This is a genomic window from Myxococcus sp. SDU36 (assembly GCF_030168875.1).
Lineage (GTDB): Bacteria > Myxococcota > Myxococcia > Myxococcales > Myxococcaceae > Myxococcus > Myxococcus vastator.
Window position 1 is genome coordinate 349,766 of record NZ_CP077414.1, and the last position, 14,079, is coordinate 363,844.

Genomic DNA, 14,079 nt, shown 5'->3' on the forward strand with positions numbered 1-14,079 from the left:
CGTCTTCTCCCAGGTTTCGTGTGGCCTGTCAGGGGGATGAACCCGCGTGGCGGGGCGCGGTGCAAGAACCAATGTCCACTTCGGTTGACTGCCCGGCTGCTTCCGCACGAGGGAGGACGGCGGGCTTCGCCGCGGGGGAGGGGGCCCTCTTCGCGACGCCCCCCCTGACAGAAGGCCCCCGGGTTGTCCTAGGATGCCTGACCGCTGATGGCTGCCACCAATCCGAACAGCTTCCTCTCCAAGTACTCCGACATCGTCCTCGCCGTAGTGGTCGTGGCCATCGTCGGGATGATGATCGTCCCGCTGCCCACGATGCTGCTGGACGTGCTGCTGACGCTGAACATCAGCATCTCGGTGGTGCTGCTCCTCGTGTCCCTCTACGTGCCAGCGGCGCTGCACCTGTCGGTGTTCCCGACGCTGCTGCTCATCACCACGATGTTCCGGTTGTCGCTCACCATCTCCACCACGCGTCTCATCCTCCTCACCGGTGACCCGGGCGAGGTGGTGGTGGCGTTCGGAAACTTCGTGGTGCAGGGCAACTTCGTCGTCGGCGCCATCCTCTTCATCATCCTGGTCATCGTGAACTTCATCGTGATTTCCAAGGGCTCGGAGCGCGTGGCCGAAGTGGCCGCCCGCTTCACCCTGGACGCGATGCCCGGCAAGCAGATGTCCATCGACGCCGACCTGCGGGCCGGCTCCATCGACCAGGACCAGGGCAAGAAGAAGCGCCGCGACCTGGAGCGTGAGAGCCAGCTCTTCGGCGCCATGGACGGCGCGATGAAGTTCGTGAAGGGCGACGCCATCGCGAGCATCATCATCACCGTCGTCAACATCATCGGTGGCCTCATCATCGGCGTGACGCAGAAGGGCATGTCCGCTGGTGACGCGGCGCAGAAGTACACGCTGCTCACCATCGGTGACGGTCTGGTCGGCATGATTCCCGCCATCCTCGTCTCCACCTGCGCCGGTATCATCGTGACGCGCGTGGCGGGTGAGGAAGAGGGCAATCACCTGGGCATGGACATGGGCTCCCAGCTGACGGCCTACCCGAAGGCCATCGCCATTGCCGCCGGCATGCTCATCGTCCTGGGCCTGGTGCCCGGTCTGCCCAAGGTTCCCTTCTTCCTGCTGGGCTTCGGCGCGGGCCTGGGCGCCTGGACGATGCTGAAGAAGCAGAAGCAGGCCGTGGAGGCGGAGGACGCCGGCCCCGCCATGGAGACGGACCTGGGCACGCCGATGGCCTCCGAGCCCGCGCCCAAGGAAGCCCTCAACCCGGACTCCGAGCTGTTCATCCCCGTCGTCACGCCCATCGTCCTGGAGGTCTCCGACGCGCTGGTGCCCTTCGTGGACTCGCGCCAGGACAACGGGAAGTTCCTCTTCGAGCTCATCCCGTTCATGCGGGATGGCCTCTTCGTGGAGCTGGGTGTCCGCTTCCCGGGCGTGCGTGCGCGTGGCAACGGCTCGCTGCCGCCGGGCGCGTACCAGATTCAAATCAACGAGGTGCCCGTCGTCACCGGCCAGGCCACGCTGGGCCACGTCCTGGTGAACGACACGGTGGACCGGCTGCGGCTGATGAACATCCAGGGCTTCGAGGCGGTGAACCCCGCCACCCGGCAGTCCGCCGCCTGGGTCCCCGAGCAGTATCGCGACACGCTGGAGGCCGCCGGCCTGACGACGTGGGACGTGCCCGGCTACATCATCCTGCACACCGCCGCCGTGCTGCGGCGCAACGCCCGCGAGTTCGTCGGCGTGCAGGAGACGCAGACGATGCTGGAGCAGTTGGAGAAGGCCTTCCCCGCCATCGTGAAGGAGGTCGTCCCCAAGGTCGTCAACGTGCTGAAGCTGACGGACATCCTCCAGCGCCTGGTGGAGGAGGAGATCTCCATCCGTGACTTGCGCGGCATCCTCCAGGCCCTGGCCGAGTACGGGCAGGTGGAGGCGGACAACGTCATGCTCACCGAGCACGTCCGCGCCGCCCAGCGCCGCTACATCTCCCACAAGTACGCGCGTGGCACCGGCACCCTGGTGGTGTACCTGCTGGACCCGAACATCGAGGACGCCATCCGCGGCTCGGTGAAGCGGACCTCCGCGGGCGCGCACCTGGCGCTGGAGCCGGAGCTGGCGCAGGAAATCGTCCAGGCCGTGCGTTCGGAGTGTGGCCACCTGCCGCCCAGCGCGCAGCGGCCCGTCATCCTCACGGCCATGGACATCCGCCGCTACGTCCGCAAGCTGCTGGAGTACGAGTTCAACCCGTCGTTCTCCGTGCTCAGCTACCAGGAGCTGTCGCCCGAGCTGAACATCCAGCCGGTGGCGCGCATCTCCACGCGCTAGCCGCCAAAGTGAGCTTCCGCCCGCGCGTCCAACTCACGCGCGGGCGGGAAGGGTGCCTTCCTCATGGGGGCAGGGCCCCCGCCCGCGACGCTAGGCGCCCGCGAGCACGGCAATCATCAGCACCAGGAAGACCAGGCCCACCACGCCCATCACCACGAGCGGCACGAGCTTGCCCTTGTCCTTGAGCGCCGCCATCGCGCCCGGCTGGGCGGGCTCATCCGGCAGGGGGTACTCCGCCGACACCGGCGGGGGCGGCTCCTCGGCGGCCTGCTCCTCGGGCGGGGGCGCGGGGTCCTCGGCGGGCGGCTCTTCCGGCGCGGGCGCGGGCTCCTCGGGCGGTGGCGCGGGCTCCTCCGGCGGGGGCTCCACGGGCTTGGGCTCCGGGCGCGGGCGACGGGGCGAGGGCGGAGGCGGCGCCTTGACCTCGGCGGCGAGCTGAACGGGCTCCTCGGCCGGCTCGGTGGGGTCCACGTACAGGAAGCGGGTGGCGCCCACCTCCAGCTCGTCCCCGTCCTTGAGCTGCCGGCGGTTGACCCGCTTCTTGTTCACCTTGATGCCATTGCGGCTGCCCAGGTCCTCCACGTGCGTGCCGGACCAGTCGCGGCGCACCTTGGCGTGCTTCCGGGAGACCAGGTCATCCTTGAGGATGATGTCCGCGTCCTTCTCGTCGCGGCCCATGATGACTTCCTTCGCGTCCCCCAGCTCGATGCGCTCGCCTTCGCGAGGCCCGTTCATGAAGCGCAGGTAGCGCTCCTCGCCGCCGCCGGCCAGGCCGCGCATGGCGTCCTTCACCATGCCCCGGGCGATGAAGGACGTCTTCTCCCCGCCAGACTCGACGCTCAGGTCCATCACCCGCTCGAAGCGGACGTCGAACGTGGCGATGGCGATGACGTCGCCGTTGCGCAGCAGCCGCTTTTCGCCCTTGGGCACGGGCTTGCCGTTGATTTGCGTGCCGTACGAGCTGCCCAGGTCCTCCACGAAGAAGAGCGTCCCGTCCTGGCAGATGCGCGCATGGTTGCGCGACACCGCCTGCTGGGCGAGCACGACCTGACAGGCCTTGTCGCGGCCCAGGGTGATGACCGCGTCGTCGAGGACGAACTCGGTGCTCTGGGCCGCGCCGGCCTCGCTGCGCTGCGTGACGGTGAGACGAACGCTCATCGAGAAGGAGGGGAGTCGGGGAGGCGGGACATCAGAACGTCGCGTCGCTCAGGAATCTCTCACACGTCTGGTACTCCGTGGGGAATTCCTCAGACGTCCCGTACTTCAGGAAGTTCTTGCAGGCGATCTGCGCGTGCTCGCGCTTGTGGGCTTCGAAGAAGAGCTCGTAGAGGCCGTAGTGGCAGGCGGCGAACTTCGCATCCAGCTTGACGCACTTGCGGTAGGTGGTCTCCTCCTCCGCCAGCAGGCCCTTCTCCCGGTATTGACGCGCGAGCATGAACAGCGCGGGCGCGGAGTTCTCCGCCTGCTGCGTGTCCTTGATCTCCTTGAAGGCCGCGTCGGTGAGGGCCGCCTTGCGCTGGGCCAGGGACAGGTTGTTGATGCAGCTGGTGTTGCTGGCGTCCAGCTGGGCGCAGTTGGCGAAGGCCTCACGCGCTTCCGGGAAGCGGCCCAGCTCCATGAACGCGGTGCCCAGGTCGTGCCACAGCAGGGGCGAGTCCTGCACCAGCTGCGTGGCCCGGGAGAGGTGCTCGCCGGCCGCGTCGTATTCACCTTCCGAATAGGCGATGACGCCCAGGGTGTGGTGCGCGTCGGCGATGCCGGGGTTGACGGCCAGGAGCGTGCGCAGCTCCTTTTTGGACTCGTCCATCTTCCCCATCTTCATCAGGGAGAGGGCCAGGTTGTAGCGCGACTCCAGGTTGTCCGGGTTGACCTTCAGGGCCCGGCGGAAGTTGTCGTGCGCCTTCCCGTACGCGCCTTCCTGCATGTAGATGGCGCCGAGGTTCTGGTACGCCTGGAGGTGCTCCTGGTTGTAGCGCAGGGCCTTGATGAAGTGCTTCTTCGCGTCCTCCTGGCGGCCCGAGTACATGGCGATGAGGCCCTTGTTGGACCAGAGGTCCGCGTACTGGGGGGAGAACTCCAGGCCCAAATCACAGAACGTGTCCGCGCGGGTCAGGTCTCCCTTGGCCATCTCTTGCGAGCACAGCTCATTGTTGATGAGCGCCCGCTCGTGCGGCGGCGGGGTCCGGACGCAGGCGACGAAGGGCAGGGCGGAGACCAGGGACAGCGCAGCAACAAGTCGGCGGACACGCATGGCGGGGCGAGTGTAGGAGAGCGCCCGCGCCCAGGCAACGCCCGGCGTGGCTTGAATCCAGGCTGTTTTCCGGGGGTTACGCCGGTAGAGTGGCGGCCCATGCGTACCCTGCTCTGCACCCTCGGCTTTACCCTGGCCCTCCTGTCGGCCAGCCCCGCGCATGCCCAGTTCGCCAACCGCAGCCTGGGCCTGTCGCTGGGCTACATGGACTTCAACCGGACGAACGGCCTGGACGACGCGTTCTTCGTGGGGATTGACGCCAGCCTCTACATTGAAAACGGCTTCGAGGTCGTCTCGTTGTCGAAGCTCGCGTTCCCGCGCGACACCACGGACCGCAACGAGCGGCGCGTGGTGGGCCTGGCGCCGTCCATCGGCATCCGGTACCTGCTGATGGAGGAGTCCATCCGCCCCTATGTGGGCTCGGACCTGAGCTACCTCATCGTCTTCAAGGACAGCGTCAGCAACTTCGTGGGCATTGGCCCCAACGTCGGCGTTGACTTCTTCGTGTCGGACTCGGTGAGCGTGGGCGCGCGCGCGCAGTACAACTTCTACATCGCGCTCAATGAGAAGACGCAGCGCACGCTCACGCTGTCTGCCGGCGCGGCGGCGTACTTCTAGGCTGCCCCTTTCGCGGGAGCAGGGCCGCGGCCACCAGCAGCGCCCACTTCTCGTCGGAGAGGTGGGCCGGCTTCTCCATGGCCAGCGCGTCCTGCAGCCGTGCTCCCAGCGCGGCGAACAGCCGGAGCCGCGCCTCCATGCGCAGCTCCTCGCGGCGCAGGGCCGCGGTCAGCACCACCTCCCGCTCCTCGCTGGACAGGCGCTTCACGCGCGACACGAAGAGCGGATCCGCCAGCAGCCCTTCCTCGCCCGGCGTGCCCAGGGCGGAGGGCACCTTCAGGCGCCGCTCGCGCACCACCAGCGTCCCCGCCAGCATGTCCCCCAGCCGCTGCTGGGAGCCGGACACGAGCGCGGTGAGCCCACCCACCAGGTAGAAGAGGGGCAGCCGGTCCACCGGACGCGCCAGGTTGCGCAGCGCCGCGTGGTAGAAGCCGATGCGCACGCCGCTCTCCTGGATGACCCGCAGCGACATCACCCGCTTGCCCACGGTGCGTCCGCTCCACACCGTCTCCAGCGTCATCGCGTAGCCCCAGTCCACCAGGAAGTAGATGACGATGGACAGCGCGCTGGCGAAGCCCGGGAAGGCGAACATCACCAGGCTGAGCGTCGTCAGGATGGTGCCGGTGAGCAGCGTGACGATGACGGCGTCCAGCAGCCACGCCAGGAAGCGCGAGTACAGGCCCGCGAGCGTGAAGCGGAACTCCACGTACTCGGGGGTGAGCACCGTGTGGGTGCCGTCCAGCAGGGTGTCGGTGGCGGTCGTCACCGACACAGTCTAGCCGCGGCGGCGGCGGCGCGCGTGCGGGCTCGCGGCACCTTCGTAGTGGCTCCAACGATTTCAGTGAGGGCGGCGGAAGTCGGGTGAAGGTGTCCGAAGTGACATGCCCGCCGTCCGGGAGGCAGGCGGGCGGCGCCTCGCACGACAGCGCTATTCAAGGGGCGAGAGGGCGTGGAGTAGGCTGCCGCGCACTCGCACCGTGCCCCCCTCCGACTCCTCATCATGGAACCGCCGCCTGTTGCCGGCGGCAGCCTTTCAGTTCGCGCTCATCGCAGGGGTGACGCAGCTGAAGACGGCCTCCAACGCCCTGGTGTTGTCGCGCTTCGAGTCCCAGGCGCTGCCGTACCTGTACCTGCTGGGCGCGTTGATGACGGCGGCCATGACGGTGTTGCCGCGCTCCAAGCCGGGCTCGCCCTTCGAGTCCCCGGGCCTGCTGACGGGCATGGGCGGCGTGGTGGCGCTGGTGCTGGCGGGGGCCCTGTCCGCGGGGCAGCGCATGCCCGCGCTGGCGCTGTATCTCTTCGCGGACACCTTCTCCACGTTCGTGTCCTTCCGCTTCTGGGGCCGCATGGCGGCCGCGTTCGACGCGCGGGAGGCGCGCCGGGCCTTCACCGCGCTCAACGGCTTCGGCATGGGCGGAGGCATCGCCGGAGGGCTTTTGGTGCAGGGCCTGGCGGTGAAGCTGGGCACGCCGGCCATCGTGGTGAGCGGCGCCGTGGGCCTCTTGGCCGCGGGCGCCATCTTCCACCACCTGTACAAGGGCCTGCCGCCCACGCCGCCGCGCGGACGCCCCGCGTCCTTCCTGGGGCTGCGCTATCTGGCGGAGAGCCCCTACGCCCAGGTGCTGGCGGCGCTGGGCATCGCGTTCGCGGTGCTGTCGTCGTTCGTGGACTACCTCTTCCGGCTGCGCCTGGAGGGCACGCTGAGCGAGGACGCGCTGACGGCGCTCTTCGGTTCGCTCCAGCTGTGGATTGGCCTGTTCTGCGTGGCCTTCCAGTTGTTGGTGGCGCAGCGCCTGCTGAAGCGGCTGGGGCTCCTGCGCTACGTGGCGATGGTGCCGCTCGTGCTCGCGCCGCTGGCGGGCGCGGCGCTCGTCACGCCCAGCCTGTGGCCGGTGCACCTGCTGCGGCTGGTGGAGACGGCGGTGAGCTACTCCATCCTCCCGGTGGGCATCCAGCTGCTCTACACCGCGGTGCCGGACGACCAGCGCGAGGGCCTGCGCGCCACGGTGGATGGGCTGCTGCGCAAGGGCGGCGTGGTGCTGGCCGGCCTGCTGCTCATCGGCGCGGGCCGCGCGGCCAACGGCGTCACCATGGCGGTGGCGGTGGTGGGCATGTGCGCGGCGCTGGGGCTGCTGCTGGTGCGGCTGAAGTCCGCGTACGTGGCCGCGCTGGGCGAACAGGTGGGAGCGCCCGAGGAAGAGGACGTGGCGCTGGAGGGCGAGGAGGAGCAGCGGCTGCTGGCCGAGGCCCTGGCGGCGCCTTCTCCGGAGCGGGTGCTGCGCGCGGTGGCGATGATGGAGCAGGCGGAGGTGCCGCTGCGGCCGCACCTGTCCGCGCTGCTGCGCCACCCGCACGAGCGGGTGCTGGAGCGCGGCGTCTCCCTGGCCCTGGAGCTGGAGGCGCACGAGCTGGCGCCGGTGCTGGAGCGGCTGGTGGAGGAAGGGCCGCGCCGGCCTCGGGACCAGGCGGTGTGGGCCCTGGCGCGGCTGTCACCGGAGCGGGCGGAGCGCCTGCTGCCCGCGCTGCTGAATCACCCGGACGTGGGGCTGCGCTGCGCGGCCATTGGCGCGCTGGTGAAGTCGACGGGGAGCGCCGTGGCGCTGGACGCGCTGCGGGCGATGTTGTCGCGCGGCGAGGGCGCGCCGGTGTCCGAGCGCCGCGAGGTGGCGCGGCTGTTGGGGCGCATCCAGGACTCACGCTTCGCGGAGCCGCTGGCGCGCTACCTGGAGGACGCGGACGGCTCCGTGCGGCACGTGGCGCTGGTCGCGGTGGGCAAGGGCGGCTACGCGGAGCTGGCGCCCCGGCTGCTGCCGTTCCTCACCTGGCGCGAGGAGCGCAAGGCGGCGCGCGAGGCGCTGGTGGCGCTGGGGGACGAGGTGACGCCGCTGGTGGAGGACCAGCTCAACAACCGCGTGGCGCCGCTGGCGATGCGGCTGCAACTGCCCCGCGTGCTGCGCGGCATCGGAACACCGGCGGCGCTGGACGCGCTGCTGTTCTCCAACGTGCGCGACGACGCGTCCCTGCACTTCCGGATTGGCGCGCAGATGTCGCGCCTGCGCGACGAGCACCCCGAGCACCCCGTGGACGCGGAGCGCGTGCGTGAAGCCCTGGGCCGGCGGCGGGAGGTCTACCGCAGCCTGGTGGGCGCCTTCCGCGACCTGCGCGCGGCGCTGGGGGATGGCTCGCTGCTCACGCGCGCGGTGGGCGACCGGATGGACCAGGCGTTGGAGCTGTGCTTCTTCCTCCTGGGGCTGCTCCATCCGTCGCACGTGATGCGCGGCATCCACTACAACCTGGTGGGGCCGGACCCGCGCCGTCGCGCGTTGGCGCTGGAGCTGTTGGAGAACCTGGTCGACGAAGAGGACCGGGAGCTGGTGATGGAGCAGGTGGAGGCGCACCACCGTGAGCTTCCGCCCGGCGCGCCCGGCCGGCTGTGGCGGCGGCTGGCGGCGCTGGTCCAGAGCGAAGACGGCGTGCTGCGCGCGTGTGCCAACCATGTGGCGTGGGTGAACGGGCTGCACGTGCTCCCGCAGGAAGGTGACATGAGCGACAGGACAGTCCAGCGGATGTTCGCGCTGGAAGGGGTGAGTGTCTTCTCCCAGTGCGACGTGGACGACATCGCCGCCATCGCCGCCGTGGCCCGCGAGGCGTCGTTCCGCGCGGGTGAGCGCATCTACGCCCAGGGTGACCCGGGCGACGCGCTCTACGTCATCGTCGACGGCGCCGTGGATGCCTTCCACGACGGCGAGCACGTGCTGCGCTTCCAGGGCAAGCAGGCCTTCGGCGAGGTGAGCCTGCTCGACGGCGCGCCGCGTCCCACGGACATGGTGGCCGGGGTGGATACGCGGGTGCTCATCATCGACCGGCGTGACTTCCTGGACTTGCTCGCGGACCGGCCGGAGCTGCTGACGGGCTTCTTCCGCGCGGTGAGCCTGCAGCTCCAGGCGCTCATCGACCTGCCGGACTCGCGCGAGACGGGCGAGCGGCTGGAGATGACGGCGCCGCTGGGCCCCCTGGCGCCGCCGCTGCCGGATGGGCCGGCGCCGGACGGGAACGACGACCGCTCGCGCGACGACTCCTGAGCCGGGCGGCGCGGGGACGTCCCTGTCGTCACCACACGTCGGCGGGGCGCGGCACCTCGGCTTCGGGCGGCGAGGCGCTCGCCCCGGCGGCGAGCGCCTTCCTGGCCGCGGCCACGTCCTCCTCCAGCAGGTGCGCGGAGGCGACGGGGATGAGCGGCCGGACAAAGAACTTCATCGGCGGGAATGAGCCCATGAAGCGGACCACTCCCAGTCCGGCGAACACCCATGGGTATCGCTCCGTGCTGGAGATGGGCGCGAAGACTTCCTCCGTGCGCCGTCCCCAGGACGCGCCATACCGTTGGAGCGCGCCCCACCGCAGACCCGGCACGCGCGTGGTGAGCACCGTCCATGCCCGCAGGAACCAGGGTGGCCGCGTGGGCCCCGCGGACGGCTCCCAGGCCCGCGCGCTCTTGGCGGCGGTGAAGACCACCCACCACCACGCGCTCCAGGCGGTGAACAGGGCCGTGAATGCGAAACGGGAAGCGAACATGAGCGGGACGGTGAGCAGCACCAGCGCCGGCACGCCCACCATGAGCAGCAGGAAGGCCCGCCAGCGGCGCTTCAGCTTCTTGCGCAGCCACGGGACATTGAGGCGCACGCGCGGCGGGAACTCCTCGTCCTCCGGCTCCAACCCCGTGAGCAGGCTGGCCTTGCGGGAGATGGCGTCGTGGTAGTCCCGCGACAGGGCGATGACCACCCACTGCGCCAACTGCAGCGCGGCGAACAACGCCGCCCAGAAGGCCAGGCCCCACACGGAGAAGCCCTTCACCCTCCAGATGCTCTCTGCGTGAGCAGGGGCCTGGGCGTCCTCGCCGCTGCGTGTGTCCTCCGCCGGGGCCTCCGGCTCCATTTCCTTCGTGGCCTCCATCACCAGCGCGGTGATGGCCTTCGCCAGGGACGTGCCCGCGTCGGCCCCCTGGGCCGCGGCCTCCACGTCCCGGATGCGCTGCTCCAGCCGCTCTTCGGCCGCGTCCGCCGGCGCAGTGGGGGCCGCGGCCGCACTCCCAGGCCGCGCTTCAGGACCTGGGGGCGCCTCCTTGCCAGCGCGCTGGGCTTCGGCCTGTTTGCGCCGGGCAATCCGCGCGTCGATTTCCTGGAGGCGCTGGATGGCCTGGGCTTCGACCTCCTTCGCGCGCTGGGGGGCGGCCGCCGCCTCCTTCTTGGCGTGCTGGGCGACGAGGACCTCGGCGACTTTTTGAACCCGCGCCGCCCTGGCGCGCGCTTCGGCTCGGGACTCCCGCTTGCTGGCGCTTTCCGCCGCTTCAGTTCCGGAAGTCATGCAACTCAAGGCCAATGCCAGCGCTGCAATGGATTGGAGAAACCCGACACGAATGTATTGTTTGCGCGCGACCGGATCGCCCAGCAGCGCTCCACCGATGTGGAACGGCAGGCCCATTCCGTAGAAGAACTGGCGCAGGCGGCCTTCGGGCGGCTTCCGGTCTTTCAAGGAAAAGTGACGCGCACCCGCGCTCACCTCTCCCCAGAGCTCACGTGCCCGGGCTTCGCCCTGGCCAGCAAGCCCCTGCTCTGTGTGCTTGTGAACGTTGCCTTCGGGTGAGGAACCGCCGTGCGGCGTGTCGCTGTCAGCCACGTGTCTCAGCGTAGCACGAGCCGAGTTGTGCTAAAGGCGCACTTGTGAGCGCGAACCCTCTCCGTCCTCGTCCCTTCCGCCAGCCGCTGTCCGGCGTGCTGGTCCTCGCCCTCGGTGCCATTGCCGGCTGCGAGAAGAGCAATCCCACTCCTCCCCCGGCCGCCGCGCCGGTAGCCAAGGCGCCCGCTGCTCCGACTGAAGTCACGCTGCTCGTGACGGGTGGCGCGTTCGGCCAGCTCCAGCCCTCGGAGGGCAAGGGCGGCGCGGCGGAGCTGCTCGGCCGCTGGGTGGCCGATGAGAAGCACTGTCCCGGTCCCGTGAAGGATGGCCAGCCCACGTGCGCGGACGCCAGCACGCTGGCGCTCGCCACGGGGGACCACTGGAACGGCCCGGCCATCTCCTCCTTCTTCCTGGGCACGCCCACGGCCGAGGTCATGGGCCGCATGGGCTACGCCGCCTCCGCCCTGGGCAACCATGAGCTGGCCTTCGGCAAGGAGGCCTTCCTCAAGAACCGCAGCGCGGGCGGCTTTCCGTTCCTGGCCGCGAACCTCAAGGTGAAGGACCCGGCGCTGGCGGGCGACCTGTCCATGCCGGCGTTCCAGCTCTTCGAGCGCCGCGGCCTCAAGATTGGCGTGGTGGGCCTGGCGTCCGAGAAGACGGTCCGCACCGCCATGCCCGGCCGCGCGGATGGCCTGGAGGTGACGGGCTACGAGGAGGCGCTCACCACCGCCATTCCGGAGGCCCGCAAGGCCGGCGCGGACGTGGTCGTGGTGCTCGCCGACGAGTGCGTCACCGACCTGCAGCCCGCGGTGGCGAAGCATCCCGAGTGGAACGTGGCGCTGGTGGCCGGTGGCCGCTGCGCGCAGCCCGTCGACCTGAAGGACGGCGCGACCCGCTTCGTGTCGCTGGAGCGTGGCTTCGGCAAGTACCTGCGCGCGCACGTCACCTTCGACCCGGCGAAGCCCGCGGGTGAGAAGCTGACCGGCCTGGAGACGAAGGTCGTCGAGGTGTCGGGCGGCTCGCCGGACGCGGAGACGGCGCAGCTGGTGGGCAAGTGGAAGTCGCAGCTGGATGAGGCGCTGGGCCAGCAGATTGGCTTCTCCAAGGCCGGCATCCCCCAGTCGTCGCCGCAGATGGCGAAGTGGGTGGCGGGCGCGGTGCGAAACGTGCTCGGCACGGACGCGGCCGTCCTCAACAGCGGCGGCATCCGCGGCGACCTGCCCGCCGGTCCGGTGACTCGCGGCAGCATCTATTCGGTGATGCCCTTCGAGAACACGCTCCTCGTGGTGAAGCTGAAGGGCGAGGACCTGGCCCGGCAGCTGGCCAACCCGAACGCGCTCGTCTCCGGCTTCACGGCCGCGGGCAAGGGCAAGTTCAAGGACGCCAAGGGCAAGGCCCTGGACCCGAAGAAGGAGTACTCGGTCGCCACGGTGGAGTACCTCTACTTCGGCGGTGACGGCTTCGAGTTCGAGAAGCTGGCCCCCGAGCCCACCGAGACGGGCATGGCGTGGCAGACGCCGGTGGTGGACTGGACCAAGGACCAGTCGAGCAGCGAGAAGAAGCCCCTGGAGAAGCTGCTGAAGTAGTCCTCGCCGTCTCTGCTTCCGTAGGACCCCGAAGCGCCGGCGGAGCCCGCCTGGGCCCTTCCGGCGCTTCGTCGTTTCAGCGGGGCCGAGGGCTCAGGGCGTGTCCAGGGTGGGCGCCGCGGCCGGGCGGGCCTCGGACCCGCACACGGCCTGGTAGCGGGCCAGCGTGTCGTGCACGGTCCGCCGCAGCCGCTGCGGCGTGCCTTCGTGGAGCATGTCCACCGCGAGCTGCTGGGCGTCCAGCGCCTCCGGGCAGCGGCCGAGCTGGAAGAGGAGGGTGGACCACGTGTCCAGCACCGACGCGTTTCCCGGCGCCAGCGACAGGGCCCGCTGGGCCGCCGTCAGGCCTTTCTCCGGCTGGGCCGTGCGCGCGTAGTAGCCGGCGAGCCCATTCTGGGCGCTCACGCTGCCGGGCAGCAGTTCCACCGCGCGGAGCCTCGCGGCCTCCTGTTCGTCGGACGTGTTGCCCGCGGCGTCCAGCGCCTGCGCCAGGGCGTTCCACGCGTGCCCGCTGCCGGGGTGGCGCTCCACCAGCTCGCGCGCCAGGGCGAGCCTGCGGAAGGGGTCCTCCGTGGAGCGGATGCGCAGCAGCATGGCGTCCACGTTGCCGGGCTCCTCGCGCGTGGCCTCCGCCATCTCCCGTTCGATGTGGGGCAGCCGCTCCTCCATGGGGGACGCGCCCGGCGTCATTAGGAAGAGCTGCGCGCGGATGGCGTGGACCTCGGCTGCGCGCATGGGGCGCGTCTTGAGCGGGCTCGTCACGGGCGCCAGCGGCGCGGTGATGGTGCGGTAGTTCATGTGGCCCGAGCGGCGCACGTAGCCGTTCAGCTCGCCGGCCAGGTCCTCCGCGCCGCGGAAGGCGGCGTCGAAGGCTTGCTGGGGCGCCTCGCCCTGCATGAGGCGCTTCTGGAAGTCCTCGAAGCGCGCGCCGTGCCGGCTGATGAAGAAGTGCACCCACAGCCACGAGGAGGCGTAGTACTGCCGCGACTCGGCGGTGCCGAGCAGCCCCTTGCTGTCCCACTCCCAGAGCTCGTCGAGCGTGCGCCAGCCGTGCCGCTGCACCTGGTTGTAGAAGGCCCCGTGGATGCGCCCGAGGATGACCTCGCGCCGCTCCGGACTGAGGGCGATGGTCTCCAGGTAGCTGGCCAGTCCCTCCGACAGCCAGCGCGGCTGGCGGACGAGCGCGAGCTCGGAGAGGTAGTGCGTCAGCTCATGGGCCTGGGTGGTGATGTCCGCGGTGGCCTCGCTGAGCGCGTAGGCGTGCCCGGCCAGCACCAGCAGCGGGCCGTCCTCGGTGTGGGTGGAGAAGCCCTCGATGCGGATGTTGGTGAACTCCTCCAGGGCGCTGCGGTTGTGGAGGACGATGATGTCCACGGTGCCCGGCGGGTCGAAGCTGCCGCCCCAGGCCTGCAGCAGTCCTTCGCGGAGCAGCTCCAGCTCCTGGGCCGCTTCCTCGGCCGTCTCCGTGTCCAGGTTGGTGCGGACGGTGAAGTGGGGGCTGCGCACCTCCACCCAGGCGCGGCCTCCCTCCAGGGGACACAGGGCGCGCATGCTCGTGCATCCCGACAGCAGGGCGAACAACCATCCCAGGAACGCCATCCGACACGTCATGGTCCCGCG

The 14,079-nt window shown here is 70.2% G+C and carries 10 protein-coding genes; 5 read left to right on the top strand and 5 right to left on the bottom strand.

Annotated features, from left to right (window positions below):
- Positions 1 to 207: 207 nt before the first annotated feature.
- Positions 208 to 2,331: a type III secretion system export apparatus subunit SctV gene (gene sctV, locus KGD87_RS01445; protein WP_284665789.1), complete on the top strand. Its 2,124-nt coding sequence runs from the start codon at positions 208 to 210 to the stop codon at positions 2,329 to 2,331.
- Between the two features lie 90 nt (positions 2,332 to 2,421).
- Here sctV and KGD87_RS01450 read toward each other — a convergent pair whose 3' ends face one another.
- Both KGD87_RS01450 and KGD87_RS01455 read right to left on the bottom strand, forming a co-directional pair.
- A complete protein-coding gene (locus KGD87_RS01450; protein WP_284665790.1) occupies positions 2,422 to 3,489 on the bottom strand; it encodes an FHA domain-containing protein in 1,068 nt (355 codons plus the stop codon).
- Positions 3,490 to 3,520: 31 nt separating this feature from the next.
- Positions 3,521 to 4,582: a tetratricopeptide repeat protein gene (locus tag KGD87_RS01455; RefSeq protein WP_284665791.1), complete on the bottom strand. Its 1,062-nt coding sequence runs from the start codon at positions 4,580 to 4,582 to the stop codon at positions 3,521 to 3,523.
- Between the two features lie 99 nt (positions 4,583 to 4,681).
- Between KGD87_RS01455 and KGD87_RS01460 the strand changes: the two genes are divergently transcribed.
- On the top strand, positions 4,682 to 5,200 hold the full coding sequence (locus KGD87_RS01460) for an outer membrane beta-barrel protein (protein ID WP_284665792.1): 519 nt from the start codon (positions 4,682 to 4,684) through the stop codon (positions 5,198 to 5,200).
- On the opposite strand, the gene KGD87_RS01465 is transcribed toward KGD87_RS01460, so the two are convergent.
- On the bottom strand, positions 5,166 to 5,972 hold the full coding sequence (locus KGD87_RS01465) for an RDD family protein (protein ID WP_284665793.1): 807 nt from the start codon (positions 5,970 to 5,972) through the stop codon (positions 5,166 to 5,168). The genes KGD87_RS01460 and KGD87_RS01465 overlap by 35 nt on opposite strands.
- 205 nt (positions 5,973 to 6,177) lie before the next feature.
- Between KGD87_RS01465 and KGD87_RS01470 the strand changes: the two genes are divergently transcribed.
- Positions 6,178 to 9,282: a cyclic nucleotide-binding domain-containing protein gene (locus KGD87_RS01470; protein ID WP_284665794.1), complete on the top strand. Its 3,105-nt coding sequence runs from the start codon at positions 6,178 to 6,180 to the stop codon at positions 9,280 to 9,282.
- 28 nt (positions 9,283 to 9,310) lie between these two features.
- Here the strand turns inward: KGD87_RS01470 and KGD87_RS01475 are convergent, their stop codons facing one another.
- Positions 9,311 to 10,561 (bottom strand): hypothetical protein, encoded by a 1,251-nt coding sequence (locus KGD87_RS01475; protein WP_284665795.1) that lies wholly within the window; start codon positions 10,559 to 10,561, stop codon positions 9,311 to 9,313.
- Positions 10,562 to 10,594: 33 nt separating this feature from the next.
- Between KGD87_RS01475 and KGD87_RS01480 the strand changes: the two genes are divergently transcribed.
- Positions 10,595 to 10,840, top strand: coding sequence for a hypothetical protein (locus tag KGD87_RS01480; protein ID WP_284665796.1), 246 nt, complete (start codon positions 10,595 to 10,597; stop codon positions 10,838 to 10,840).
- Between the two features lie 77 nt (positions 10,841 to 10,917).
- Positions 10,918 to 12,459, top strand: coding sequence for a bifunctional metallophosphatase/5'-nucleotidase (locus KGD87_RS01485; RefSeq protein ID WP_284665797.1), 1,542 nt, complete (start codon positions 10,918 to 10,920; stop codon positions 12,457 to 12,459).
- 93 nt (positions 12,460 to 12,552) lie between these two features.
- Here the strand turns inward: KGD87_RS01485 and KGD87_RS01490 are convergent, their stop codons facing one another.
- On the bottom strand, positions 12,553 to 14,058 hold the full coding sequence (locus KGD87_RS01490; protein ID WP_502888054.1) for a DUF1570 domain-containing protein: 1,506 nt from the start codon (positions 14,056 to 14,058) through the stop codon (positions 12,553 to 12,555).
- Positions 14,059 to 14,079: the final 21 nt, after the last annotated feature.

What these genes read in the sequence shown, in the direction of transcription:
- sctV (WP_284665789.1), top strand. Translation starts at nt 208, where the DNA reads ATGGCTGCCACCAATCCGAACAGCTTCCTCTCCAAGTACTCCGACATC.
- KGD87_RS01450 (WP_284665790.1), bottom strand. Translation starts at nt 3,489, where the DNA reads ATGAGCGTTCGTCTCACCGTCACGCAGCGCAGCGAGGCCGGCGCGGCC.
- KGD87_RS01455 (WP_284665791.1), bottom strand. Translation starts at nt 4,582, where the DNA reads ATGCGTGTCCGCCGACTTGTTGCTGCGCTGTCCCTGGTCTCCGCCCTG.
- KGD87_RS01460 (WP_284665792.1), top strand. Translation starts at nt 4,682, where the DNA reads ATGCGTACCCTGCTCTGCACCCTCGGCTTTACCCTGGCCCTCCTGTCG.
- KGD87_RS01475 (WP_284665795.1), bottom strand. Translation starts at nt 10,561, where the DNA reads ATGACTTCCGGAACTGAAGCGGCGGAAAGCGCCAGCAAGCGGGAGTCC.
- KGD87_RS01490 (WP_502888054.1), bottom strand. Translation starts at nt 14,058, where the DNA reads ATGGCGTTCCTGGGATGGTTGTTCGCCCTGCTGTCGGGATGCACGAGC.